Annotated in this window: 24 protein-coding genes; 14 read left to right on the plus strand and 10 right to left on the minus strand. The window is 65.7% G+C overall.

Annotation, left to right across the window (positions count from 1 at the left end):
• Positions 1 to 173: 173 nt before the first annotated feature.
• The 9 genes from ACQ5SP_RS08290 to ACQ5SP_RS08330 form a co-directional block, all read right to left on the minus strand.
• Complete coding sequence (locus ACQ5SP_RS08290) at positions 174 to 782, minus strand: SH3 domain-containing protein (protein ID WP_430937885.1); 609 nt, start codon at positions 780 to 782, stop codon at positions 174 to 176.
• An 8-nt stretch (positions 783 to 790) separates the two neighbouring features.
• A complete protein-coding gene (locus tag ACQ5SP_RS08295; protein ID WP_430937886.1) occupies positions 791 to 1,792 on the minus strand; it encodes a L,D-transpeptidase in 1,002 nt (333 codons plus the stop codon).
• Between the two features lie 168 nt (positions 1,793 to 1,960).
• The gene (locus ACQ5SP_RS08300; protein WP_430937887.1) at positions 1,961 to 2,122 is read right to left on the minus strand and encodes a hypothetical protein; all 162 of its coding nucleotides are present in this window, start codon (positions 2,120 to 2,122) and stop codon (positions 1,961 to 1,963) included.
• A gap of 46 nt (positions 2,123 to 2,168) precedes the next feature.
• The gene (locus ACQ5SP_RS08305) at positions 2,169 to 3,272 is read right to left on the minus strand and encodes an SH3 domain-containing protein (protein WP_430937888.1); all 1,104 of its coding nucleotides are present in this window, start codon (positions 3,270 to 3,272) and stop codon (positions 2,169 to 2,171) included.
• 48 nt (positions 3,273 to 3,320) lie between these two features.
• Positions 3,321 to 3,653: a GlsB/YeaQ/YmgE family stress response membrane protein gene (locus ACQ5SP_RS08310; RefSeq protein ID WP_430937889.1), complete on the minus strand. Its 333-nt coding sequence runs from the start codon at positions 3,651 to 3,653 to the stop codon at positions 3,321 to 3,323.
• Between the two features lie 129 nt (positions 3,654 to 3,782).
• Positions 3,783 to 4,127 carry a hypothetical protein gene (locus ACQ5SP_RS08315; protein WP_430937890.1) on the minus strand — a complete coding sequence of 115 codons (345 nt, stop codon included), beginning with the start codon at positions 4,125 to 4,127 and terminating at the stop codon, positions 3,783 to 3,785.
• A gap of 55 nt (positions 4,128 to 4,182) precedes the next feature.
• Positions 4,183 to 5,103 carry an SH3 domain-containing protein gene (locus ACQ5SP_RS08320; RefSeq protein ID WP_430937891.1) on the minus strand — a complete coding sequence of 307 codons (921 nt, stop codon included), beginning with the start codon at positions 5,101 to 5,103 and terminating at the stop codon, positions 4,183 to 4,185.
• Positions 5,096 to 5,632, minus strand: a complete 537-nt coding sequence (locus ACQ5SP_RS08325; protein WP_430937892.1) for an META domain-containing protein — start codon at positions 5,630 to 5,632, stop codon at positions 5,096 to 5,098. Before ACQ5SP_RS08325 ends, ACQ5SP_RS08320 begins: the two co-directional genes overlap by 8 nt.
• 296 nt (positions 5,633 to 5,928) lie before the next feature.
• Positions 5,929 to 7,005, minus strand: a complete 1,077-nt coding sequence (locus ACQ5SP_RS08330; protein ID WP_430937893.1) for a helix-turn-helix transcriptional regulator — start codon at positions 7,003 to 7,005, stop codon at positions 5,929 to 5,931.
• A gap of 284 nt (positions 7,006 to 7,289) precedes the next feature.
• Here ACQ5SP_RS08330 and ACQ5SP_RS08335 point away from each other — a divergent pair, with 284 nt between their 5' ends.
• From ACQ5SP_RS08335 to ACQ5SP_RS08400, 14 genes are all read left to right on the plus strand, one after another.
• Positions 7,290 to 7,973 (plus strand): helix-turn-helix domain-containing protein, encoded by a 684-nt coding sequence (locus ACQ5SP_RS08335; protein WP_430937894.1) that lies wholly within the window; start codon positions 7,290 to 7,292, stop codon positions 7,971 to 7,973.
• A 72-nt stretch (positions 7,974 to 8,045) separates the two neighbouring features.
• Positions 8,046 to 8,741, plus strand: coding sequence for a transglutaminase-like cysteine peptidase (locus ACQ5SP_RS08340; protein WP_430937895.1), 696 nt, complete (start codon positions 8,046 to 8,048; stop codon positions 8,739 to 8,741).
• Positions 8,742 to 8,956: 215 nt separating this feature from the next.
• Positions 8,957 to 9,415 carry a hypothetical protein gene (locus ACQ5SP_RS08345; protein WP_430937896.1) on the plus strand — a complete coding sequence of 153 codons (459 nt, stop codon included), beginning with the start codon at positions 8,957 to 8,959 and terminating at the stop codon, positions 9,413 to 9,415.
• Between the two features lie 140 nt (positions 9,416 to 9,555).
• Positions 9,556 to 9,861, plus strand: coding sequence for a hypothetical protein (locus ACQ5SP_RS08350; protein ID WP_430937897.1), 306 nt, complete (start codon positions 9,556 to 9,558; stop codon positions 9,859 to 9,861).
• A 17-nt stretch (positions 9,862 to 9,878) separates the two neighbouring features.
• On the plus strand, positions 9,879 to 10,193 hold the full coding sequence (locus tag ACQ5SP_RS08355) for a hypothetical protein (protein ID WP_430937898.1): 315 nt from the start codon (positions 9,879 to 9,881) through the stop codon (positions 10,191 to 10,193).
• A 7-nt stretch (positions 10,194 to 10,200) separates the two neighbouring features.
• Positions 10,201 to 11,007: a heparan-alpha-glucosaminide N-acetyltransferase gene (locus tag ACQ5SP_RS08360; RefSeq protein ID WP_430937899.1), complete on the plus strand. Its 807-nt coding sequence runs from the start codon at positions 10,201 to 10,203 to the stop codon at positions 11,005 to 11,007.
• 34 nt (positions 11,008 to 11,041) lie between these two features.
• Positions 11,042 to 11,689, plus strand: coding sequence for a hypothetical protein (locus ACQ5SP_RS08365; RefSeq protein WP_430937900.1), 648 nt, complete (start codon positions 11,042 to 11,044; stop codon positions 11,687 to 11,689).
• Positions 11,690 to 11,700: 11 nt separating this feature from the next.
• On the plus strand, positions 11,701 to 13,134 hold the full coding sequence (locus tag ACQ5SP_RS08370; RefSeq protein ID WP_430937901.1) for a hypothetical protein: 1,434 nt from the start codon (positions 11,701 to 11,703) through the stop codon (positions 13,132 to 13,134).
• Complete coding sequence (locus tag ACQ5SP_RS08375; RefSeq protein WP_430937902.1) at positions 13,127 to 14,098, plus strand: metallophosphoesterase family protein; 972 nt, start codon at positions 13,127 to 13,129, stop codon at positions 14,096 to 14,098. The genes ACQ5SP_RS08370 and ACQ5SP_RS08375 overlap by 8 nt, the downstream gene beginning before the upstream one ends.
• A 23-nt stretch (positions 14,099 to 14,121) precedes the next feature.
• Positions 14,122 to 14,907 carry a hypothetical protein gene (locus ACQ5SP_RS08380; protein ID WP_430937903.1) on the plus strand — a complete coding sequence of 262 codons (786 nt, stop codon included), beginning with the start codon at positions 14,122 to 14,124 and terminating at the stop codon, positions 14,905 to 14,907.
• Between the two features lie 19 nt (positions 14,908 to 14,926).
• Positions 14,927 to 15,808 carry an SdiA-regulated domain-containing protein gene (locus tag ACQ5SP_RS08385; protein WP_430937904.1) on the plus strand — a complete coding sequence of 294 codons (882 nt, stop codon included), beginning with the start codon at positions 14,927 to 14,929 and terminating at the stop codon, positions 15,806 to 15,808.
• A 275-nt stretch (positions 15,809 to 16,083) separates the two neighbouring features.
• Positions 16,084 to 17,634, plus strand: coding sequence for a ShlB/FhaC/HecB family hemolysin secretion/activation protein (locus tag ACQ5SP_RS08390; RefSeq protein ID WP_430937905.1), 1,551 nt, complete (start codon positions 16,084 to 16,086; stop codon positions 17,632 to 17,634).
• A gap of 1,516 nt (positions 17,635 to 19,150) precedes the next feature.
• Entirely contained in the window at positions 19,151 to 19,666 is a 516-nt protein-coding gene (locus tag ACQ5SP_RS08395) for a hypothetical protein (protein WP_430937906.1), read from the plus strand.
• A 44-nt stretch (positions 19,667 to 19,710) separates the two neighbouring features.
• Entirely contained in the window at positions 19,711 to 21,648 is a 1,938-nt protein-coding gene (locus ACQ5SP_RS08400; protein WP_430937907.1) for an alpha/beta hydrolase, read from the plus strand.
• Between the two features lie 114 nt (positions 21,649 to 21,762).
• Here the strand turns inward: ACQ5SP_RS08400 and katG are convergent, their stop codons facing one another.
• Complete coding sequence (katG, locus tag ACQ5SP_RS08405) at positions 21,763 to 23,937, minus strand: catalase/peroxidase HPI (RefSeq protein WP_430937908.1); 2,175 nt, start codon at positions 23,935 to 23,937, stop codon at positions 21,763 to 21,765.
• Positions 23,938 to 23,967: the final 30 nt, after the last annotated feature.

The following is a 23,967-nucleotide window of genomic DNA, read 5'->3' on the forward strand; positions in this document are numbered from 1 at the left end:
ACCCGCGCCGCCGTCGTGGCGACCGGGATGGCTCCGCAGGGTTCAAGACCCCGGACGAGGTGGTACGGGATCCTTGCCGGCCGGGCGGCAGGTCGCGCGGCACATCCGGCCAGGGCAGGCGCGAGCCGTGACAAGCCCCGGCGGAGATCACGGCGCAGGCACCGGACATCTGTTCATTCGCTTTTGACATCGAGGCTCCAGTCGCCTGTTGCCCCGGCCACGTCGGCAAACCGGATCATGAGGTCATCGTCGGACAACGTCACCACGGACAGCTCCGCCGTGCCGCGCCCGGTGTCAATCACGCTTCCGTCCGTCGCGAAGACCGCGAACCCGATGCTTTCGGCCGTCTCGAAGGACATCGCGATTTCGCGGTCGGCGGGCACATCCACTATCAGGTCAAGGACCTGACCGCGCGAAAGGGTGCCGGCGAACCGCCCCGGCGCCGCGACGGACAGGCGCTCGTTCGCCGCGAAACCGGGGCTTTCCAAGGCGACCGGATCGGCACCGTACCACGGGCGCAGGAAACGCGCGGCAGCCCAGCCTTCGATCGATCCATCGAGGGCCTCGACCTCGCACCAGTCCTCGTCAGGCGCGCGCATGCAATCGATGCGGCGGAGCACGGTCCCGTCCTTGAGCCGGGTGAGCCGTTCGGACCCGGTCGTGGGCCCCGCTCTGAGGTTCAGAGACCCGTCAATTGCCACCGACACGAAATCCGTTTCGGGAAATATCGGCGTGTCCTGCCCCCATAGCGGCGCAGCCGAAGCCAGGAGCGTCGCAAGCACTGCGTATCTCATGGCCGCGCCCTCGGACGGGGAGAAACGAGGTCGTCACCGGTCATGATAACGAAGTCGTGGCCCGAGCGCCTGTCTGGCGTGGCCGCAAGATCCGAGACAACGAAGGTCATACCGGGGTGCAGTCGTTCGGCAAGATGGCGGTTGGCAGCACTGGAAAGGCGGAGACGGTTGAGAACCTGTTCTTCGGGCCAGAGCGGGTGCAGCGGGTCCGCATGGTGTGTGACGCCCATCCATCCCAGCCCTTTGCCCCGTCGCCTTTGCAGCACGAGCACGTGTTCGCCGAGCGGGCCATCTTCGACGAGTCCGATCTCGTCCTCCATGACCTCGCGCCCATCCTCCATCACGACGATGCGGCGGTCCGCTGCCGTGGCCAGAACGGTGGTGACGGGATATGGCTGTTCGTTCGTCCAGTCGGCGGGGTGGGATCGCGTTTCAAGACCCGAAACGGCGATCTCCAGCTCCTGTTCCGCGAAGGCATGCAGGACGAGACCGGGATGGATGAGGTCCCACGGATCGTTATGGGCACCGGACAGGATAACGGGCGTTCCGACATGGGTCACGGTAAACAGTCGACGCGAAAACTCGAGCGGGAGACGAACGCAGCCGTGGGAAGCCGGATAGCCCGGCAGGTTTCCGGCATGCAGAGCGATCCCATCCCATGTGAGCCGGTTCATGTTCGGCATCGGGGCACCGCCATAGGTCGACGATCTGTGGTCGGCGTCCTTTTGCAGAACCGTGAAGACACCTGTCGGCGTCTCGTGCCCGGGTTTGCCGGTGGAACAGGTCGAGACCGCGATCCGCACGCCGTTCCTGTAAACATGCACCCGCTGCTCCGGGATCGAGGCGATGACCGCCACGGCACCTTGCGGTGACCGTTCCGGATGCCAGGTGAAATCGCCCGGCAGCATGTTTTCGATATCGATCATCGCCTCATCGGCCAGGGCTATGCTCGAAATGCTCGCGGCGGCACCTGCGAGCATGGTTCGACGTGTCAGCATGGAGTTACCTCTTGGGGCTTTTTCGAGGTGATCATGACCGCGCCACCCTTGAATGTTCCGCTTCGAGCCCGGGCCGTGGATCTCGGGCCCTGGCACCGGCCGCGGCGCTCCGCGCGGCAGCGTGCGATGGCACCTTCGCGACTTGCGGTTCCCTTTGCGGCGTCCACCTCAGGCCTCCGGGTCAATGCGCGGCGCGCCGTCGATCCGCGACTGCACGGCATGCGTCCGTCTCGCCGAGGCCATCGCTGCTTCCGGTTCCACGCGTTTCGACACACCCCGCCACGGCCCCGTGGGCGCCGCACCAAACGCCGGTTTCATCAGCTGCTTCATCCTGTCCCGCCCCCTGCTGCCTCGGCTGGCTGGCTACAATCCCTGCTCACTCGATACCGAAAATGACGTCAAAAGCCTCGGGGCGGCTGCTCCCATTTGCCACTTCGACCCTGTGATCGCCCGACCGGAACAGTTGTCCGCGATATTCCTTGGACGGCCCGCCGCGATCGAGCAGCGACCCGGTCGGAGTGTACATCCGCCAGGACATGTTCGGGCCGCTTGCGGCAAGACGGAAGTAGAGGGTCTGGCCGCTGCGCGCGTTGAGCACGTAGGTCACCGATGTCCCGGCCGCGAGCTGGTCGGTCAGCTCGGTGCCGGTGCTTCCGGATGGAAACGAGACGCGCTGCATCCGCGATGCGCTGGGCAGTTGCGTCGCCTGTCCGGACTGGCCCGTCAGGAACCGGGCATTGACCCAGCCGCGTTCGCGCATGTCGGTCTGCATCTCGATCTGGCACCAGCGCGCGCTGCCCCGCGTCTCGCAGCCGAGGTTGCGGACCTGGGCACCGTTACCGAGGACACCGACAATGCGATGATTGGTGCCGGGTCCTGCGCGCACATTCAGCACATCGTTTTCGGGCACCCCGATGACCGTTTCCAGCGGGCCGGACGCGGGCGGCGGGGTCGATCCGGCGAGCGTCAGGTAACGGCCTGCCACCCAGCCGCGTTCGCGCATGTCCGTCATCATCTCGATTTGACACCAGCGGGTGTTGCCCTGCATCTGGCATCCGAGATTGCGGACGGATGTGCCGTTGGTCAGCGCGCCCACGATCGCGTTGCCGGTGCCGGGTCCGCTGCGGACGTTGAGCGTATCGCCGCCGCGCAGGCCGGTAACCTGGACGATGCTGCCCTGGCCCGGGTTCCCGCTGCCCGGCAGGTAGGCGTTCTGGACACGGCCCTCCGCGAAGAACTGGATCATGCGACGCCCATCCGGCGCGTAAGAACAGGCGAAATCCTCGAAGCGCGTTTCGAGGAAAATCCGGCCGTTGATCGCATGCGTGCCATCGACGCGCTGGCCGTTGTACTGCATGTCCGTGCGCGCGTTGAAATCGCGGAAGTAGCTCTGCCCGGTGCTCGAGCACTCGTTCAGCATGAACTCCTGCGATTGTGCGGTCGCAATGCCGCCCTGCATGCCGCCGGCAAACGCGATCACGACCAGGACCTTCCGAAGGAAGCTGAAATCACCCACGGTCGAGCCCCCTCAGTTCGCCGCCTTGCGGATCAGACGGACGATCAGGATCAAGGCGACAGCGCCGATCAGGGCCGCGATGAAGCCGCCGAACGTGCCACCGATCGAAATGCCGAGGAGCGGCAGGACATAGCCGGCGAGGATCGAGCCGCCGATCCCGGCGGCGATGTTGCCCAGCAGTCCCGACCCGTGCCCCGCGACGATGAGGCCCGCGAGCCAGCCCACGATTGCACCGATGATGATCAAGAGAAGCAGGCCGATGATGCCGCCGACAGCGGCGCCGACGGCTTGTGCCGATTCGTCTTGTGCGAAGGCCGCGCTGGCCGGAACCAGGAGCGCGGGCAAGAGATATGCAGAACGGTGAAGCATTCTTTGTTCCTTTTCGGTGGTCTGGCCGCCAGTGGCCTTGGATCGAAATCCGTCTGTGATGCCTGCGCCGAGGCTCTGTCGGCCCCGGCGCAGGTCAAGGTTTCGTCAAAGGGTGCCCTCGCTGCCCATGAACATGACGGACGGGTTTCTGCCGTCGTCCGAGACAAGGCAGCGCCAGGGCGCGCCGTTCGCCCCGACCCGCATGTAGACCGCGCTGTTGGCCTGCGAGAATTCGGAGCCCACGACCCGCACGCCGCCGGTGGTTTGCGATGCAAGCAGGTTGCGGCAGGCATTCACTGCCGCGTCGCTGGCGTCGAAGACGCCTTCGATGAATGGTGGCGCGCCGGCCGCGACGTCCATTTGTCCGCCCGATGACGTGCCCGAGGTTTCGACACAGGCCGCCAAGGACGCAAGCGCGCCTAGGCCAATGGCTATCTTCAGTGAATTCATGGTACCTTTTCCTATGGTTTCAACGACTTACCGTCTCTGATCAGCCTTGCATCGTTCAGTTGATCCCGAAGATCACGTTGTAGGACTGGGCGCTGTTGGACGTGTTGTAGACCTCGATCGTGTGATCGCCGGATTGCCAGAGCTGGGTCCGAAACTCGGTGTCGGCCCCGATTTCGTCCTGCATGACCGACCCATCGGGGTTGTAGACCACGTAGGTCATGCCCGAACCGTTGGCCGCGAGCCGGAAATAGAGATCCTGTCCGCTCCGCGCGCCCAGCACGTAACGCCGCGACCCGCCTGCCTCGAGGCTGTCGGTGAATTCCGTCCCCGTTTCCCCCCGCGGAAACTGCACCCGTTCGACGGTATGGCTGGCCATGCCGCTTTCGACCACCGGCGTCGCGCGCGCGGCGCGGACCGGGCCGCTCGCCTCGGTCAGGAAGTCGCTGGCCGCCCATCCGGAAGCATCGCCATCGGCGATGTGACACCAGGTGCGCCCCTCGCTCTGCTGGCAGCCGAGGTTTTCAACGACGGTGCCGCTCGGCAGCTTGCCCACGATCACCGCCGCGGTCGACGGCGCAGACCGCACGTTCAGACGGCCGGTCACGCTGACCTCGAAATGGTCGGGGCCGCCGGCCCCTGCCATGCTGTCGAACGGTGCGGGACCTGAGTCATGGAACAAAATGGTGCAGAAACCACCTGCGCTCCCCGGCGGTTCGAACCTGACGTGCAGGCCGCTTCCGTCTTCTTCCGTGCTGATCGGGAACGTGATGCCGCCCGCCGTGGCTTCGAAGTAATGCTGGTTGAACATGACGACGCTGGCCGGGGTCCCGTTGACCCGTACGTTCCCGGCGGGGTCAGAGCCGATGGTGATGCCCGTGGGGCATTGCGCGGTAAAGACAGGCATGTCCGCCAGGGCGCCGGTTGCGACCGACATCGCCGCACCCCAGGCGGCTGACAGGATGATCTTTCTATTCATGTCTGGACGTCCTCTTTGGGTTGAATAAATGTTGCAGCCCAGCCGGCGGGTCTGACCGGATCTGGAGTCTCGTCGCGCGGCTTTCGCGGAGGACCCCGATGATCCCTTCGCCCTGAGACTCCGGGCCGTCACCGGGGCACGCCACCCGCGCCGTTGCCACGAGACCATCGATCACGGGATCACCGCCATGCACCCGCGCGCTGCCCCGAAAGCGGCTGCAGCCGGTCGTGCCCGCGACTGCATCATCGGCTGGGACCTGCACCGAGGCGGCGGCGCGCGGCGCTGGATCGTTCGGTCGAACAGACTGCAACCCGGCGGCGTGGGCCTTTGCGGACAGCAATGCAGCGCAACCGCCGACGATGACCCCGGTGGCGCGGTACCCGGTGTCTGGGGTCGCCCTGGCCATCGTTATCCCGTCGGCCTTTGTCGGAATGCTCACTGGTCCGTAGCTCACTTTCATTGGGTGAGGCGCCGCGCGGCTTTCAGTCAGATCAGAGAATGGCTCTGGAACTATGTCTCCACTCCACATTCGCGTGCGTTGCCTTGCCACAAAAGGGCGGAAACATGCGTTTGGCGGCTTAAGTTGCCGGTCCCCCGAAAAATCGTCCGGAGCGTTGCAGACCGCCTGCGGACCCCGGCGCGAAGCTTCCGCAGCGCGGCCTCTGCGTTCTCTGCAGGGGCACGCACCGCGGCCGCCGGTTGCAGTCGTCGCGATCGGGTGGAGAGAAGCCTTTTGTGCTGGCAAACCGGCTGGCGAGGGGCCGCGTCGCCGCGCGTCCGGCAGCGCCGGAGGCGAGATCCTCCGAGGACCGGAGGCTGTCGACCCTAGCGAAGAACCTCGAAAAACTTCCGGGCTTTCTGCAAGTCGCAGTGATCGGCCTGTTCAACCGCGGAGACCTGTTCGGCGTTCGGGTCAGCGGGCGCCCCCATGCCGAGGACGTCGCTCGGGTTGTATCCGAATTCCCGCCTGAACATCTTGCTGAACGTGTGGATCGACGAGAAGCCTGTCGCCTCCGCGACCGCGCCGACCCGCCCCCAACCGGGTTTCTCGCTGATCAACAGCCGGAATGCGGCATTGAGCCTGCGTTGATAGATGAAGCGGGCCAGGCCGCCATAGTCTTCGAAATCGCGATACAGCGTTGCCCGGGAACACCCGGATTTCGCAACAATTCGTGCGACGTCCAGCTCGGGATCGGCCATCGCGTTTTCGACCCACTCGCCAATGGCCTGTCGCCGGGCCTCTTGCATGCTGCGGTCGGTGGAGCACCGAACCGATCCCTCGAGAATGATCCGGAGCCTGTGGATCAGATCGTCCAGGCCGGCCGGTCCCTGCGGGGCGCCGTTATCCGTACCGACCGCGACGCTGCGTATCAGCGCCGTGCTGAGAATGCGTCCCTCCAGGCTGTCACCCGAGAAATCCAGGCAGGGTCCGCAGCGTTCGGGATCGAATCCGATCTCGGCATGGGACACGAATAGGTTGATTTGGTGATTTGCCTTGGAGATTTCCGCGATGGGTCGGGATTGGTCGATCAGGTAAACCGAGCCGGGCAGCAGGGTATAGGTTTCATTTCCGGCAATGACGCGGCTGCCTCCGGAAAAGTAGTAGCGCAGCTTGAGGTAAGCCTGTTTGTCGTTGGCCACGTGCGCGGGTTCGCGGAACTTGACGTTATCTGTGCATTTGAAATCCGACAGGATACAGCCGTCGCCTGCCCACATTCTGGAGATCATCCGGAATTTCCGGGCGGGCTTCGGTGGCACGCCGAGCCGATACGTTCCGCGGGTCGCTTCGCGCCAGAAATCGAAGGACGCCTCGTTGCCGAGATCCATTGTCGAGATCAAGGCCGGTTCGCTCTGGTTCACGTCTGGCACGGATTCGAAGCTCCACTGGCGTGTTGCGATCATTCTAGGCAAGAAACCGGTCCCGGGGAAGAACAGGACTTTGTCGGGCGCGCGCAACCCGCGATGCGGGCCGTGCGGGCCGGTCACGCGGCGCTGCCGGGGTCCTGATCGCGGGCCTCACACCCGTGGCGCCGAACCGAACCCCGAAAAAACCGCGATCCCGGCGCCGCACCTGTTCATGTTGAGACGTAGGAACAAAGATTCCCTATCCCAAAGTTGGTAAAATCGGTTTCAAGTGACAATCGTCGTTACGCCGACCGCAGGCCCCGTGACCATGCGCGGCCGGCGTGGCCATCACCTCGAAGGAGGGGCCTTTGGAAGGATCACGGATCCGGGAACTGCGTCGGCGGCTGGGTGTTACCCAGCAGGAACTTGCATGCAGGATCGACGTGGACCAAGGCACGGTGAGCCGCTGGGAGCGCGGTGTCGAGCGCCCGCGCCCTGCCAGGATGGCGAAGCTTCATACGCTTCTGTTGCGCGACGAGGAACGACGCCAGGTCAAGAAAAGCATCGCCGTCGTTCGTCATGATTTTCTGCCGGCGACCCTGCTGGACGAGAACTTGCGCCTGATCGAGGCCTCTGCATCCGCGGAAAGACTGTTTCGAGATCGCGGCCAGAAGCTGTCGCAACTCATGGGGGTCAGCTTCGAAAGCTACGCCGATCGCATGGGGGTCCCGACCCTGATGGCGCATGTGCGCGAGTCGGGCTTGCTGCGCGGGGACGCGCTGTTCTTCCGATTTGTCGTGAATGCCTATGGAAAGGGCAATGCGACCGTGTGGGAACCTGTGTTCGAGGACGGCCGATTGGTCTGCGTTCTCAATTATGTCGCCGCGATGTTTTCGTTTCCGGCCAATGACGAATTCACGATTGAGCTGGTCGATTTCGTGCCGGGCGAGGATCCCTCGGAGGTGACCCAGCTGCATCGTGGGCCCCGTATGGCGACATTTGAAAACAGGCCGCACTGGATGTGAATTTCGAAAAGCATTTCCGAATAGGCGCGGGAATGAACGAAGAAACGCATTTTTCCGCTCTCCACTGTTTGTTTGAAAGGCGGCAGTCTGTTTTTTGCCGCGGTCGCCGCCGTCGCGCAGGATGAACCGGCAGACGCGACCGGCGCGGCCGCGGTCTCGGGCATCCCGCAACGTCATGCAGGGGGCATCACCAAGATGAGACAGATTCTATTCTCGGCCTTGTCCGCTCTGCTCGCGACCATGTCGCTCGCGGGGGGCGTTCATGCCAGCGCAGAGTTCTTGCGGCTCGGCAAGCCATGGAAAGCCCCGGATGGTTTCCAGGCGGTCTGTGCCAAGCACCCGGTCATCTGCACCCGGACCCCGAAACCGCATGCCCTTACCGAGGCTGACTGGCAAAAGGTCAAGGAGATTAACACCAGGGTCAACAAGACCATCCGGCAGGTCTCCGACCAACGCCAATATCACGTCAGTGAAAAATGGGCGCTGCCCACCCACGCCATGGGTGATTGCGAGGACATAGCCCTTCTGAAGAAGAAGGAGCTGATCGAGCATGGGATTTCGTCCGAGCATCTTCTCATGGCCGTGGTGCTCGACACCCATGACGAGGGTCACGCGGTTCTGGTTGTCCGCACACATGCGGGGGACTTCGTGCTCGACAACCTTACGAACAAGATTCAGCTCTGGAATCAAACCCACTACTTCTTCCTGGAGGTGGAAGATCCCGAGGATCCGAAACGCTGGGACATGGTGCTGCAGCGCGCGGGCTGAACCAGGCTTCGCGGCCGTGCCCCGGTCACGCCCCGCGCGGCACGTCGTCATTTTGGGTCAAACGCATATTAACGCCCTCCCATCCCGTGCGGGGATGCCATCAAATGCGGGGGAGCAGCGCTGCATTTCATGACCAGAAGGTCATGCCGCGGCGACAGGATTGGGGTTTGGAACAGGCGCACCCGATGATGCGAAGGAACTCATCCGGACGGTGGGTGGCGGTGATCCTTCCGATGGTCTTTGCCATCGCGACGTTCGGCATGCAGCCGGCTGCCGCGCAGAACGGCGATCCGGTCACGGCGGTGCTTACCGAGGCGCGGGCGTTATGCGAGGGGTTCGAGAACGGGGACTTCGCCGCGAACGATGCCGTCATCGACGTCGACCTCACCGGCGACGGCGAGATGGACCGGCTCGTCGACTCGCGCGCCTTCACCTGTTCGTCCGCCGCTTCGATGTATTGCGGGACCGGTGGCTGCGGGCTCCATGCCGTCGTCGGGGACAGGACATGGACCTTCCAGGCCGAAGGCTGGCGCATGATCGACTGGGACGGGCGACCGATCCTGCTGGTCGCCCGCGATGGCGGATGGTGCGGCGGCGCGGGCGCACAGATTTGTTTCGAAGCCGTTGTCTGGAGCTTTGGCGAGATGCTGACCGTAATGCCGGACTACGACTAGTGGCGGGCGTCGAACCACCGTCCTGGCCCTCTCGGCTTATGGGGTGCCTTGTCGCTGGCATGTCGCAGACTGCGGTGGCGTGACGGTCTTCGGTGAGGTGGCGGGTTGATATGGGTGTTGGCCGAGGCAGGGAACGGGCCGTGGTGATCAAGATTTGCCGGATCCTTACACTGGGCTTTGGCGTGGCCTATCTGCTGGCGCTGGGGCTCTTCCTGATCGGCAACTACGGACTCTTCGGCCAGGCGCGCGACCCGCTCGCCGGCCTGTTCCTGATGCCCCTGGGCCTGCCGTGGAACAGGTTCATCGACTGGGTCCCGGAGGGGCTGCTGCCATGGGTGGCGGCCGCCATGCCGGGTCTGAACCTCGCCATCCTCGCGCTGATCTGCTGGCGCCGCGGGGGCGCGGGCCGGCCGGGCCGCGACCGAGGTTCTTCTGGAAACGCGTGAAAGAAAGGTAAGAACGCATGGGAAAGCTTGTTATCGGATTGCTCGGCCTCGTGGTCGGTCTTGTGGGCGGCGCGATTTTCGGCGGGGCGCTGATCGGCGGCGCGGCCACGGGGGTCGGCATTGCCACCGGCCTCAGCGCCGGTATCTGCTCGACCGTTCAAGCCGCGCAGGAAGAGGGGCTGTTGACCGCCGAGCAGGTCGATCAGGTTCTGCTTCGGGCCGCTCAGGACATGGGGGGCAGCGAGGTCGTGGCCGACGGGTCGGAGATGGTCGGCAGTGCCGCCGAATGTGATGCCGTGATGCAAAGGCTCCGATCCGAAGCCGGCGAGTGATCCAGAGATGGGCGCGGTGGCAGACAGCCCGGACGCGGCCCCGCCGCTGCACCCCGTGCAGCCGGCATGCGTCGGCGTGGAAAACGCAGTGACCTCATCGCACCGCATCATCGAACTGGACATCGCCCGCGCGCTGGCGCTCTGCGGGATGATCCTCTTTCACCTGGTCTGGGACTTGGAGTTCTTCGGTCATTTGCCGGCAGGCACCGTGTCGAGCGGTATATGGCCGGTCTTCGCCAAGGTGGTGGCGGGAAGCTTCCTGTTCATCGCCGGCGTGAGCCTCGCCCTGGCCCACGCGGAAGAGATCCGCTGGCGCGCGGCTCTCCGCCGCCTTTCCGTGATCGCTCTGGCTGCCGCGGCGGTCAGCGTGGCTACCTGGATCGCGATACCGGACGCCTTCGTCTTTTTCGGGATCCTGCATTCGATCGCGGTCGCGAGCCTTGTCAGCATGGCGTTCCTGCGCATACCCGTCATGCTGACACTGGTCGCGGCCGCGATCGTCTTAGCCTTGCCGATGATTTACAGCTCGCCTGTGTTCGACGCGCCGTGGCTGGTCTGGACCGGCCTCGCGGAGCGCACGCCGCGCAGTGTCGATTTCGAACCTCTCTTTCCGTGGTTGGGGCCGTGTCTCCTGGGCGTGGCCTTCGCCCGGCTGGCCGGGCGGGCCGGTCTCTGGCGCGCCCTGCGCCGGCCCGGCCCGGCCCGCCCTCTCGCGCGCCGGGCCGCCTGGTTCGGCCGGCACAGCCTGGCGATCTACCTCGTGCATCAGCCGATCCTGATCGGACTGCTCTGGGGTGTCGCCCAATTCGCATAGGGGGCCGTTGCCGCCCCATGACCGGAGAAGAAAGATGAAACTGCCGCTCGCCATCCTGTTCTGCCTCGCCGCGTTCGGTCCGGCCGCCGCGGCGGATTTCAAGGCCCGCTCCGGTGGACCGTCGGAAAGCGCCATGCTGGCGAGAACCATGGACGGGGCACCGGACGGGCTCGCCTTTTTCCGCCCGGTGCTGAGCGGCGTACTGTACCGCGCGGGTTTCAAGGGTGGCGACGACGCGCGCACGGGACTGAGTTCCGCCCAGCGCCAGAGCCTTTGCGAGATGGGGTTCTCGCAAGCCTTCTACGCGGATTTCGGCAAGAACACCGATTACGGAACGACCCGGTGCGGCAGCCAGGCGCTGGGCTACGACGCCGCGCGCTCGTCGCGTCCGGCACCCGTGATGGAGGCCATCCATTCGGCCATCACCACCCCGGACAGCGGCCCCGTTCTGGTACATTGCATGTGGGGCGTCCACGCGTCGGGGGCCTTGTCGGCGATGGCGCTGGTGCAGTTCTGCGACTGGTCCGAGGCGCGGGCCAAGGCCTACTGGCAGGACGCCCGCAACGGCGCCCCCTGCGGCGGCGGCTGCGACGCCTGGATCGACCGCAAGTTCGAGCGTTTCACGAAGGATCCGGCCCTGGTGATTTCCGAGGCCGACAAGGCGGCGATCTGCCCGCAATGAAAGGAAGCCCCATGATCTCACGAGTTGCACTCCTGTTCGCGGCAGTCGCGCTGACCGCCCCGGGCGCCCGCGCGTCGGACGCGGTGCGCGGATCGGAGACGACCTTCACCAGTCCGAACGGCGTGGTCGAACGCTGCGTGCGCATCGCCGCGATCCCGGAAGGTGCCTACGACAAGGGCGATGTCGAGGACGAAAAGGCCTACTGTGCCATCGACTTCTACGCGCCGGACGTCGCGGTCTGCCCCAAGACCTGGAGCACGAGCCCCGGCATGATGGTCTACGACATCAGCACGGGGCCCTATGCCCGGGATCGTGCCGCATTCGAGCGGAACGCCTGCAAGGAAGGCAAGTCCGCCAAGGACCTCGCCGAGGATGATCTCGCCAAGTTCAAGGTCACGATGAACGCGAAGGGAACCAGCGGAACCTTCGCGCCGTCCTCGCTGCTCTACTACCATTTCTCGCGGTATTTCGACATGACGGTGAAGGTGCCGGTGGCGGTCTGGCGGTCGATGGACGTCGGGATGCACGCAAGCGAGGTGGCCCGCCCCGGGCTGGCGATCTCGGGGCGGACCGGCCGCATGAACCACGCGGGCTGGCGCCATCTCGTCGATGCGGAGCGCAACCCGGCCTCCTATTCCCCGACGGATGACATATTCACCGCGGATCGCACCCAGATCTACGGGGTGCTGCTGTCCAGCCCGGGCCACCGCTACGGGTCCGAGGTCAATGGCACCCGGCGCTCGGGCTGGGGCAAGGGGCAGAACTACGATTTCCAGGAAACGCCGGCCTTCCTCGCGTTGCGCGCGTCGCTGCCGCTCGACCAGGCGATCGCCCACGGGCTGCGCGAAGCCCGCAAGGACAGCCAGATCAACCGGGATCTCGGCGGTGACGTGCCGCCGGTGCAAATGGCCTACTGGATGCGGGAAGTGTCGGAGATCGTGCTGCTGGATTACATTTTCAGCCAGCAAGATCGCATCGGGAACATCGATTTCACCCCCTACTACTACTGGCTGGAAGGCGGTGACGCGAAGCACAAGAAAGCCAAGCATCACGAGCCCGGCGACGGCGACGTGCCGCCGGGCGCCATCCTGATCAGGCGCACCAACCTCAACGACAATGACGCGGGCGGGCGTGTCCAATACGCCAATTTCGCGAAATCCACCGAGATGCTGGAAAAGCTCCGCCATTTCGACGCGGACGTGTATCGCAAGCTCATGGCGCTCGACGCGGATCTTCAGGCGCAGGGCCCGATCTACCAGTGGACGGCGACGAGCGTCGGGCTCGACGCGGGGCAGGTGTCCCAGGTCGTGAAGAACACCGCGCTTGCCGCCGGCATCCTGCGCGAGAGTTGCCGGCGGGGCGACCTGATCTTCGATCTCAATCCAAAACGCTTCTTCGAAACCGGCAGCGTGCAGCCCGAGAAAGTGGCCTGCGATGATGCTTAGGAGTCTGCTTGCCGCCCTGTTCACCTTGGCCGCCGGGTCCGCCCCGGCGGAGCCGCTGAGGGTGGTGGTGATATCGGATCTCAACGGATCCTACGGGTCGGTCGATTATGCCCCGCGCGTGGGGCGGGCGGTCTCGGCGATCGTCGCGCTTGCCCCGGATCTGGTGATCTCGACGGGGGACATGGTGGCCGGTCAGCGCCGCCCGCATCTGCCGGAAAAGACCATCCGCGCGATGTGGGACGCCTTTCACGCCGAGGTCTCCGATCCACTGGCCGCAGCGGGAATCCCCCTGGTCGTCACGCCGGGCAACCACGACGCCTCGGCCTATCCCGGGTTCGCCCACGAGCGCCGCATCTTCGCGGAAGAGTGGACGGCGCGCCGGCCAAATCTGGACTTTACCGGCGCCGGCGACTGGCCGTTTCACTATGCCTTCGACCTTGGCGCGGCCCGGTTCGCGTCGCTCGATGCGACGACCGTCGGGGCGCTGGACAGCGCACAGCAGGACTGGCTGGCAACATCCATGGACGGGGCCGGACCGGCGCGGATCGTCTTCAGTCACCTGCCGATCTGGCCCTTTACCGAGGGGCGCGAGACCGACGTGATCGGTGATCCGGCACTCCAGGACCAGTTCGCAGCCCTCGAGATCGACATCCATCTCTCCGGCCATCACCATGGCTTCTACCCGGGCGTGATCGACGGGCTTGGCGTGATCTCGCAGGCCTGTCTCGGATCCGGCGCGCGCCGCCTTCTGGGCGACGACCGGAGGAGCCCGGCCGCGATTACCGTCCTCGATATCTCGGCGGATGGCGAGATCGCGGTTTCCGCGCGGACCGGCCCCCGCTTCGCGGACCCGCTGGACCTGAGGGCGCTGCCGGAACGGCTCCGGACATCCGGCCCGGTCATCGAAAGACTGGACATCGCGCCCCTGCCCGATGCCCACTGGCGGCGGGCAGACGGGAACTAGGCGACCGAGGGAAAGGATACGCGATGCGCTGGACGAGGCTTGATCGAGGCTTCCGCGCCCTGCCGGTCCTGGCGGGCGCGCTCGCGTTCGGCTGGGGCTCAGCCGCGCTGGCGCAGACGTCCGACGGCTCCCTCATCATCCCCGGTGGGATCGACGTGCGCGGCCGCGGATGGAGCCAGATCGCGAACATCGACGAGATGCTGGATTTCGGGGTTGCCCTGATCGAGACGGCGGTGCTGGCCGCTGTCCTGGCCTTCCACCCGGTCAACATCGGGTTCCGGGCGCAACCCGACGCCGTCGAGTTGCGCAAGGGCATGTTCATCTTCGCGCTGATCGGCATGCTGACGGGCTTCCTCGTGGTCCATCACGGATACCTCATCGGCTTCGTGATCTTCGGAATCGGCGGTCTGTTCCGGTTCCGGATGGAGTCGAGCTCCATTTCCGATACGGGGCAGTTGGTCCTGGTCTCGCTCGTCGGGCTCGCCGCCGGGTTGGATCTGCCCGTGATGGCCCTGATCGCGACGCTGGCGGCCTGGATCGTGATCTACACGGTCGGAACATCAAGACGCCTGGTCCTGGAGGTGAAGTTCGCGGGCAAGACCGTCGACCCCGACGCGATGCAGCGCCTGCAGGCGCATCTGGTGGACAAGGGCTTTACCGTCGTGTCGGTTTCGAAAGCGAAGTTCAAGCCGACCGTGAATCTTGTTCTGTCGCGCCGGGGCGCGCAGGCGCAGGATCTTCTCGTGCGCGAGATGTCGGGGCTTCATGCCCTGCCGGACAGTGACATTGCGGACTGGCATATCGACTAGCATGCGAATGCTGAGCCGGATGATTGGCGCTTTCGCCGGATTGGTTGGCGCGACCTTGACGCTCTGGCCCTTGCCCGGCCGGACCGATGCGGGCCGCGCGGACCCACCGCGCCAGCTGACATATATCGGCAGCTATCCGTTCCACCAGGGCAAGGCCGGGCTCAAGGAGCCGTCCGGGCTGACGCTTGATCCCGTGTCCGGCGGTTTCCTGACCGTCAGTGACGATTCCCGGCATGTCTTCCGCACGGATGACGCGGGGAAGGTAACCGGGGTCCTCCCCAAGATCGACGGGTTGTCCGACCCGGAAGGCATCGCGCTCGCGCCCGGGACGGGACGCCGGCTGATCCTCGCGGAAGAGGACGCCGCCATCTTCGCGGTGGATGCCGCGCCGCCATACACGGTACAGCGCCGCGCCCTGCTCGAAATCCCGGGCTCGGACATGCTGCGTGATGCGCTGGGGGGAGATCCCGGCAGGCTGGGCCCCGAGGGCATCACGGTCGATCCCGTGACCGGGACCGTCTGGGTGGTCAACGAACGCGCGCCGCGGCTGCTCGTCGAACTGTCACCGGGCCTGGACGAGATACGCGCGGTCACGGCTTTGACATCGGAACTCGGTTTCGTGTCGCGCGATGTCGCCGATGCCCGGCTCGATGTCTCGGGGCTGGCGCATGACCGCCGGCGCGGCGGCATCTGGATGTCCAGCGATACCGGGAAGTGCCTGTTCTTCTGGCCGCGACGCGGCGGGCCCGCGCATCGGTTCGATCTGCTCTGGCAAGACGGCGAAGACATCCGTCGGATCGACAACGCCGAGGGTGTGACATTGAACGCGGCGGGCGACCGGCTTTTCGTCGTCAGCGACGATGGAAAGGACTCGCGTTTCTTCGTCTACGGCATCGATTGAGGCAGCCGACTGGGTGATCTGGACGTCCCGGCAAAAGCCGGGAATTCGGTGCCATCGTCGCGCGGACGGCCCGTCCAATAACGAGGCCGCGCAGAATTGGGCTGCCGCGCATTTTCCCTGGACATGGGGCGCCAATACCCGGAAACCGCATATTTTCGCCCTCCTCCTGAATTGCCGAATATGTGTTACTCCAAGGTCTTCGGCCCTGGCTGATCGATGGTTTTCCGGGCCGTGACAGGATCAGCGCCCGATTTATTGCGAGGACCGATTTCAGAATGCTCACCCGCTCGATTTCCGCCGCGGCACTGGCTATTTCGGTTTTGGGCCCGGGTTCCTTTTCCGCCACGGCGCAGGAACCCGTCGCGATCACTCTTGAGGGGTACCGCTTCGAGGGCGTGACGCTTTACGACGAGGCTGCGCTGCTGTCGTTTGCAACCGGATCGTTGATCGCCAGCGGGGCGAGCGTGACGCCCCGCGGGGTTGCCGACATCGTGGAGCAAGTCTACCGCGAGGATGGCTATTTCCTGGCGGAGGTCACGGCGCGGCCGGCACCGGGCGGCGGCGTCCGGCTCTCGGTCTATGAGGGGCGTATCGGTGAAATCTCGATAGAAGGCGCGGAACCACGGATGGCGGCGGCCGTGCGCCGCTACATCGCGCCGCTTGCCCGCGAACCCGTTGCGCGGCTCGACACGTTCGAACGCGCGCTCATGCTGTCCGACGATCTCTCCGGCGCTGGTGTCGAGGCAGAGATCGACTATCCGGCACCGGACGCGGATGCGCGCCTGCGCCTCGTGGTGACCGAGACCGCCTCGCAGTCCGGCAGCCTGAGTGTCGATCACTCTCCCCGTCGTATCGGAAAGACGCTCGATCTGCATCTGAGCCAGGAGTTCTACTCTTCGGCGGTCGCGGGTGACTTCCTCGGGCTCGATGCCTTTGCGAATTCCGATTTCGAGCTCGAAGACGATTTCACGCTTTTCGGATCGTTGCGGTATCGCGCCCCTGTCGGCGCCGGCGGGGCCTATGCAGAGGGATACGCGAGCAACCTGACCGCGCGGCGCGGGGCCTCCGGCAGCTTTGCCGAGACCGAGATCGACGGCGAAACCTACGCGCTGGCGTTCGGGTATCCCTTCATCCGCAACATTCATGGCTATGGCTACGGCATCCTGGACATACGCCGCTCCTCCAGCGTCTCGCGCGTGCCGGGCGAGGAAATCGAAAGCGCCGTGGACGTCGTCGGCGCAACCTATGTCCATGGGCATTCCTTTGACCGCGGCGGCTCTCTCGAGGCGGCGGTGAACCTGTCTTTCGGCCAGCACCGGGCGCTGACGCCCGGCATCGATGACGGTGACGCGGACTTCTGGCATCTGCGGGCGGGTATCGGCTACGAGGCGCCCCTGGACCGCTGGGTCGAGAATGCAGCCCTTCGCGCCGAGCTTATCGCTCAATACACGACCAGCCGCCTGCCGGGGGTCGAGGAGTTCTATCTCGGCTCGGCGGACAGCCTCAGGGGCTACAGGTTCGACGAGGCTGACGGCGACAGCGGCCTGGGCGGATCCGTCGAGGTTTCGCAGACGATTTACCCCGCGTCGGGAGGCATCGATCGGCTTACCCCCTACGGCTTCGTCGATTTCGGGTACATCGAGAACAATGATCCGGGCGCTTTCGAACAGGACAGCACGTCTCTCGCCTCGGTCGGATTGGGGCTCGAGGCCGTTTTCGGCCGCGTCAACGAGGTCGACATGTATGTTGGCGTGCCCCTTGCCGATGGGCCTGTCACCGCTGCCGGGGACCCGGCCGTCTACCTGAGATACACACGTTCATGGTGATCGATATGACAAGAAAACTTGCAGGGTCCCTGCTCTCGGCCGCGTGTCTCGCTGCCTTCTTGCCGGCCGCACCCCTCGAGGCCGGGAACAACGGTCATTCGCGTGGCAGTCATGGTCATACCCATGGATCCTGCAATGGGCATGGAAACAGCGGCAACTGCCCGGCCAGCAGCCCTGCAAACCCGCGGCAACGGCCCGTGCCGGCGGCCACCCAGCAAGCGACGCCCAACCCGCCGCAATCCAATCAGAAGATACCTCAGGCCGCGACCAGGCCGACCTTGCCTCAGGTCGCGTTCGGCGTGCGCGCGACCCCGACCCCCACCCCCACCGCAACCCCGCAGCGGGTGCCCCGGCAGGTGCCTTCGGCGACGCCAGGGGCGACGCCGACCTCTGCCCCGGCGCGGGCGCAGGGGCCGGCGATCCCGGGCCAGACCCTGCTTCCGGTGACGCCGCAAGCCCCGACGCCCACCCCGATAGCGACCCCGCCGATGGTCCCCCGGCGGGTGCCTCCGGCCACGCCCGTGGCGACGCCGATCCTGGCCCCGGCGGGGCCGCAGGGGCCGGCGGTCCCGGGTCAGACCCTGCTTCTGGTGACGCCGCAGGCCCCAACGCCCACCCCGATGGCGACCCCGCCGATGGTCCCCCGGCGGGTGCCTCCGGCCACGCCCGTGCCGACGCCGATCCTGGCCCCGGCGGGGCCGCAGGGGCCGGCGATCCCGGGTCAGACCCTGCTTCTGGTGACGCCGCAAGCCCCGACCCCCACTCCCATCGCGACCCCGCCGATGGTGCCCCGGCAGGTGCCTTCGGCCACGCCCGGGGCGACGCCGCCGATGGTGCCCCAAGTCGCATATCCGGCTGGTGGCGCGGGCGTGATCGTTCCAGTGCCCGGTCAAATGCCGGCAAATGCAGGAACCGGGGCCAATACCGGCGCGCCCCAGGCGCAAACTCTGACACCGAGCCATGCGATCGTCGTGCCGCGTCCCAAGCCGCGTTCCGGGAAAACGATCCCGTCCCGGAAGACGCGCCCGGCCCAGCTTACAGCGACGGCCTCCAGCGGCACCCCGCCCGTCGGGCGACAGCTTGTAACGGCGCGTCCGGGGCGGCAGCCGCTGCACGCCCCGGCCCGTTTCGACGAACGGACGGCACCGGCCGGGTGGGAATGCGTGGCCAGCGGTTTCGGACGTCGACAGGCGGCCGGCGCCGGTAACGCGGGCCATAACGGATCGCTCGCGCATATCGGAATGGTAGACGCCATGGCCCGCGATATCCCGGCGCGTCATCCCCGGGCCGGCCATTGCCTGCTGTCGGTGAAACGCCGCGGGCAATAGCGCCGATCGCGGGGTGGAAATAATGCGCGCCGAGTCAAAAACGTTGCCAAGGCCCGTTTCGGACGGCACCATCCGGGACAGGAATGTGCGGTGAAAAGCTGACTGGCCGCACGCGTTGAAAGAGCGCGGAACGGACGGTGGTCTTTTTCCAAGCTTTTCTATTCGGGCCCGGAATATGGAGACATTCCATGCGCAAGTTGTCCCGTCACTCAGCTGTGTTGCTGCTGGCCGTCACATTGCAGTTGTTGGTGATATCCCCGGCATCCGCGATGGAAGATACGTTTTCCTTTCTGACGACCGAAGAAGTGGCGACCCGGAATGCGCATATCTCGGAATCCGGGGAATTGGATTTCACGACGTTGATGCAAGAAGACTCGATTTCGCTCAAAAGGAATGACGGCCCGACGATCGCGGTGAATTCCCCGGTCGGGTTCGAGTTGAAGTCGCCGATCGATTTTGACGTCGCCCTGCAGCCGCGCGGAGAGGCGGGCGTGGACATGGGCTCGCTCAAGATTGAATACAAACTCGGCCCGATCTGGACCAACGTCACGCGCCGGCTGACCCGCGAAGCCAGGATCATCGGCAACCGGCTCATCGCGAAGAATGCAGACCTGCCAGCCGGCAATCACGCTCTTCGGGTGACCGTTGCGGACGCGGCGCAGGGCACGACCACCGCCATCGTGACCTTCACGGTCGTCGAATGATCCGGACGCATTGCGACGATGGCACGGCTACGGTCTGACCGCCCATGAACGCGTCCGAAGTCGCCGCGGTGGTGGCCGCTCTTCTCTCCGGCGAGCCGGACCCCGATGCCTTTTTCCACATCAAGGCCGGCGGGGCGGACATTCGCTACGAGGTCGTGGTCGACCCTTGTCCGCGCCCGCTTCCCGCCTTCGAGGTCGAGGGCAAAACGGTGATCTGCGGGCGGACCAAGGTGCCGCGCGACCACGAGCTGCCACAGGGCAAGACGCTGGACCTGGCCTTCGCGGTGCTGCGCGCGCGGACCCTCTCGCCCGCGCCCGATCCTCTGGTCTACCTGCATGGCGGCCCCGGGGCAGGCGCGCTGGACGACCTGGCGGGTGAAATCCTGCCGCTCTTTTCCGGCTTCCGCGAGCATCGGGACGTGGTGCTCTTCGATCAGAGGGCGGCCGGGCGATCCGCCGAGGTGGTGACCTGCTCGCGCAACGCGGCGGAGCGGATGGCGGATTTCGTCGACCCGACCATTACCGGCCGCGGGATAGGGCTGGAGTTCCTGGCCGACTGCCTGGCAGAGATCCGGGAGAACGGCGTCGATCTCACGCTCTTCAATACAACCCAGAGTGCCCGGGACGTGCGCGCGATCGTCTCCACCCTCGGATACAGCGACTACAATATCTACGGCATCTCCTACGGCACGCAACTTGCGCTCGAGATCATGCGCACCGCGCCGGTCGGCTTGCGGAGCGTCGTTCTCGACAGCGTGTTGCCACCGCATGTTCCGGGCTACCAGCGCAATGTCGAACCACTGGCCGAAGCGACGCAGGCGGTGCTCGATCTCTGTGCGGGCGACGGCGCGTGCCGCGCGGCCTACCCGGATCTCGAGGCGCTTCTGCACCGCGTGGCCGGCAAGCTCGCGGCGGACCCCATTCCATCGGCGCGGGGGCGCCCGCCGATCACGATCGATACGCTCCTCGATCTTTTCGAGGGGCGGAACGACCGCAGCTACTGGCCAGAGGCGACGGCCCATATTCCGATCATCCTGACCGAATGGGACCTGGGCATCACCGACACCTGGGACATGTTGAGCGCGGGCGGAACCGTGCCACGGACATTTTCTGACGGGGCGCTTGGCGCCCATCGCGATCAGATCACGCCCGAGCAGGCGGCGCTGGCACGTGCCGCGCTCGGCATGGCGGAGATCGGCGAACGGGATCGTGCCGCCCTCGCCGATGTCCTGCAGGATCTGGAGATGTCGCTTGATCGCGTGGCCGCCGGGCGATCCGACCTTGTGCATCTGCTTGACCGGCAGATCACCGGGAACCTCGCCCTGAGATCACAGCCCGAGGCGGCAATGCGCCTGCTGTCCGCCTATGCCGGCCTCGCCACGGCCGACCCGTCGAAAGGGACGCTCCGCAGGTTCGCGGAAACACATCTCACGGCGCGCAGCCGGATCCGGGCGCTGGAGATCGTCGACCTGATGACGCCACGGGAGGTGCGGGGCTTCTACGGCGACCTCCGGTCGAAGGTGGACGGGCTGGTGCACCCGGTGCTTCGGACGCTCGATCATGCCCTCGTCGCCTGCCAGGAACACGTGCCCTTCAACAGCCGCGAAGGCATGGCCGCATTCAATGCCGGCCTGCGCTTCGATTTCCTGCGGCGCTCTTCGCTCGCATCCGATCGCCTGTTCGATCTGTGCGACCTGGTGCCGCCCGCGCCGCGCGCCGGCTACCATGCGCCGGTCCGCAGCGATATTCCGACCCTCGTGCTTGTCGGCCTGAACGACACCCAAACCGCGCCGTCCTGGGGCGTCGACGCTGCAGGATACCTCTCGGGCGCAAGGTTGATCCGGTTCCCGGATGTCGGTCACGGCGTGATCGGCTTTTCCGATTGCGCCCGGGATATCGGGGTCGCCTTCGTCTCGGCGCCCGAAAGCGAGATCGCCACGGGCTGCGTCAGTCGCCACATGCCACAATTCGTTTTGCCCTGACCGATCGCAGCGCGATGCCCGATACCGCGTCAGGGGGCGCGGCGTGCCGCGATAGGCACGCCGCCTCTGGGACTTATCGCGGCCCCGGGGCAGGCCCGGGGCCGATGCCCGTGATCAGGCGATGTCGAAGCGGTCGGCGTTCATCACCTTGGTCCAGGCCGCAACGAAGTCATCGACGAACTTCTCTTCCGAATCGTCCTGGGCGTAGAGCTCGGCATAGGCCCGCAGGATGGAGTTCGACCCGAAGACCAGGTCGATGCGGGTGGCCGTCCACTTGGTGTCGCCGGACTTTCGGTCGCGCACCTCGTAGATGCCGTTGCCCGCGGGTTCCCAGCTGTAGGCCATGTCGGTCAGGTTGACGAAGAAGTCGTTCGTCAGCGCGCCCTCGCGATCGGTGAAGACCCCGTGGCTGGTGCCGCCGTGGTTGGTGCCGAGCACGCGCATGCCGCCGACGAGGGCGGTCATCTCGGGCGCGGTCAGCCCCATGAGCTGGGTCCGGTCGAGCATCAGCTCCTCGGCGCTCACGGCGTAGTCCTTCTTGAGCCAGTTGCGGTAGCCGTCCGCGATCGGCTCCAGCGGCTCGAAGGACTCGGCGTCGGTCATCTCGTCGGTGGCGTCGCCACGTCCCGGCGCGAAGGGCACGGTGATGTCGTGTCCCGCGGCCTTGGCGGCTTTCTCGATGCCGACATTGCCGGCCAGCACGATCACGTCGGCGATGCTGGCACCGGTCTCGGCCGCGATCGGCTCGAGCACGGAGAGAACCTTCTGCAGGCGGTCGGGCTCGTTGCCCTCCCAGTCCTTCTGCGGGGCGAGCCGGATGCGCGCACCGTTCGCACCGCCGCGCATGTCAGAGCCGCGGAAGGTCCGCGCGCTGTCCCAGGCGGTGGCGACCATCTCGGCGACCGACAGGCCGCTATCGGCGATCCTGGCCTTGACCGCCTCGACGTCGTAGTCGGTCGCGCCCGCGGGCACCGGATCCTGCCAGATCAGGTCCTCCTCGGGCACTTCCGGACCGAAATAGCGTGCCTTGGGCCCCATGTCGCGATGGGTCAGCTTGAACCAGGCGCGGGCGAAGGCGTCGTCCAGCTGCTCGGGGTTGTTGTAGAACCGCTCGGAGATCTTGCGGTAGTCCGGATCCATCTTCATTGCCATGTCGGCGTCGGTCATGATCGGCTTGACCTTGATCGAGGGATCCTCGACGTCGACCGGCATGTCCTCTTCCTTGATGTCGACGGGTTCCCACTGCCAGGCGCCGGCGGGGCTCTTTTTCAGCTCCCACTCGTAGTTCAGCAGAAGGTGGAAGTAGCCGTTGTCCCACTTGGTCGGATTGGTGGTCCAGGCGCCCTCGATGCCGCTGGTCACGGTGTCGCGGCCCACGCCGCGGGTGACGTGGTTGTTCCAGCCAAGACCCTGTTCGTGGACGTCGGCGGCTTCCGGGTCCGGGCCGAGATTGGCCGCGTCGCCGTTGCCGTGGGTCTTGCCGACGGTGTGGCCGCCGGCGGTCAGCGCGACGGTTTCCTCGTCGTTCATGGCCATCCGGGCGAAGGTCTCGCGCACCTGGCCGGCAGTCTTCAGGGGATCGGGGGTGCCGTTCACGCCCTCGGGGTTCACGTAGATCAGACCCATCTGCACGGCGGCCAGCGGGTTTTCCATCGTCGACGGGTTCGCGACGTCGTCATAGCGGCTGTCGGACGGCGCCAGCCATTCCTTCTCGGCGCCCCAGTAGGTGTCTTTCTCGGGGTGCCAGATATCCGCGCGGCCGAAGGAGAAGCCGAAGGTTTTGAACCCCATCGACTCGTAGGCGATGTTGCCGGCGAGGATGAACAGGTCGGCCCAGCTGACCTTGTTGCCGTACTTCTTCTTGACCGGCCACAGCAGGCGCCGCGCCTTGTCGAGATTGGTGTTGTCCGGCCAGGAGTTCAGCGGCGCGAAACGCTGGTTGCCGGTGCCGCCGCCGCCGCGGCCGTCGGCCAGACGGTAAGAGCCCGCGGCATGCCAGGCCATGCGGATCATCAGGCCGCCATAGTGACCCCAGTCGGCCGGCCACCACTCCTGGCTGTCGGTCATCAGGTCGGTGAGATCTTTCTTCAGCGCGGCGACGTCGAGCTTCTTCAGCTCTTCGCGATAGTCGAAATCCTTGCCCATCGGGTCCGTCTTGGTGTCGTGCTGGTGCAGGATGTCGAGGTTCAGCGAGTTCGGCCACCAATCGGTCACCGAGCTGGCGGTCGAGGTCATGCCACCGTGCATCACGGGGCACTTGCCGACTTTGCCCATGTCGTTTCCGTCCATAATTCTCTCCGATCCTGGTTAGGTATGAAA

The organism is Rhodovulum sp. YNF3179 (genome assembly GCF_050586465.1).
GTDB lineage: Bacteria > Pseudomonadota > Alphaproteobacteria > Rhodobacterales > Rhodobacteraceae > CAJXYS01.

Coding starts and splice junctions, on each gene's coding strand:
- ACQ5SP_RS08295 (WP_430937886.1), bottom strand. CDS start 1,792: ATGCTGACACGTCGAACCATGCTCGCAGGTGCCGCCGCGAGCATTTCG.
- ACQ5SP_RS08300 (WP_430937887.1), bottom strand. CDS start 2,122: ATGAAGCAGCTGATGAAACCGGCGTTTGGTGCGGCGCCCACGGGGCCG.
- ACQ5SP_RS08315 (WP_430937890.1), bottom strand. CDS start 4,127: ATGAATTCACTGAAGATAGCCATTGGCCTAGGCGCGCTTGCGTCCTTG.
- ACQ5SP_RS08320 (WP_430937891.1), bottom strand. CDS start 5,103: ATGAATAGAAAGATCATCCTGTCAGCCGCCTGGGGTGCGGCGATGTCG.
- ACQ5SP_RS08325 (WP_430937892.1), bottom strand. CDS start 5,632: ATGTGGAGTGGAGACATAGTTCCAGAGCCATTCTCTGATCTGACTGAA.
- ACQ5SP_RS08330 (WP_430937893.1), bottom strand. CDS start 7,005: ATGATCGCAACACGCCAGTGGAGCTTCGAATCCGTGCCAGACGTGAAC.
- ACQ5SP_RS08355 (WP_430937898.1), top strand. CDS start 9,879: ATGGGAAAGCTTGTTATCGGATTGCTCGGCCTCGTGGTCGGTCTTGTG.
- ACQ5SP_RS08360 (WP_430937899.1), top strand. CDS start 10,201: ATGGGCGCGGTGGCAGACAGCCCGGACGCGGCCCCGCCGCTGCACCCC.
- ACQ5SP_RS08365 (WP_430937900.1), top strand. CDS start 11,042: ATGAAACTGCCGCTCGCCATCCTGTTCTGCCTCGCCGCGTTCGGTCCG.
- ACQ5SP_RS08370 (WP_430937901.1), top strand. CDS start 11,701: ATGATCTCACGAGTTGCACTCCTGTTCGCGGCAGTCGCGCTGACCGCC.
- ACQ5SP_RS08375 (WP_430937902.1), top strand. CDS start 13,127: ATGCTTAGGAGTCTGCTTGCCGCCCTGTTCACCTTGGCCGCCGGGTCC.
- ACQ5SP_RS08380 (WP_430937903.1), top strand. CDS start 14,122: ATGCGCTGGACGAGGCTTGATCGAGGCTTCCGCGCCCTGCCGGTCCTG.
- ACQ5SP_RS08385 (WP_430937904.1), top strand. CDS start 14,927: ATGATTGGCGCTTTCGCCGGATTGGTTGGCGCGACCTTGACGCTCTGG.
- ACQ5SP_RS08390 (WP_430937905.1), top strand. CDS start 16,084: ATGCTCACCCGCTCGATTTCCGCCGCGGCACTGGCTATTTCGGTTTTG.
- ACQ5SP_RS08395 (WP_430937906.1), top strand. CDS start 19,151: ATGCGCAAGTTGTCCCGTCACTCAGCTGTGTTGCTGCTGGCCGTCACA.
- ACQ5SP_RS08400 (WP_430937907.1), top strand. CDS start 19,711: ATGAACGCGTCCGAAGTCGCCGCGGTGGTGGCCGCTCTTCTCTCCGGC.
- katG (WP_430937908.1), bottom strand. CDS start 23,937: ATGGACGGAAACGACATGGGCAAAGTCGGCAAGTGCCCCGTGATGCAC.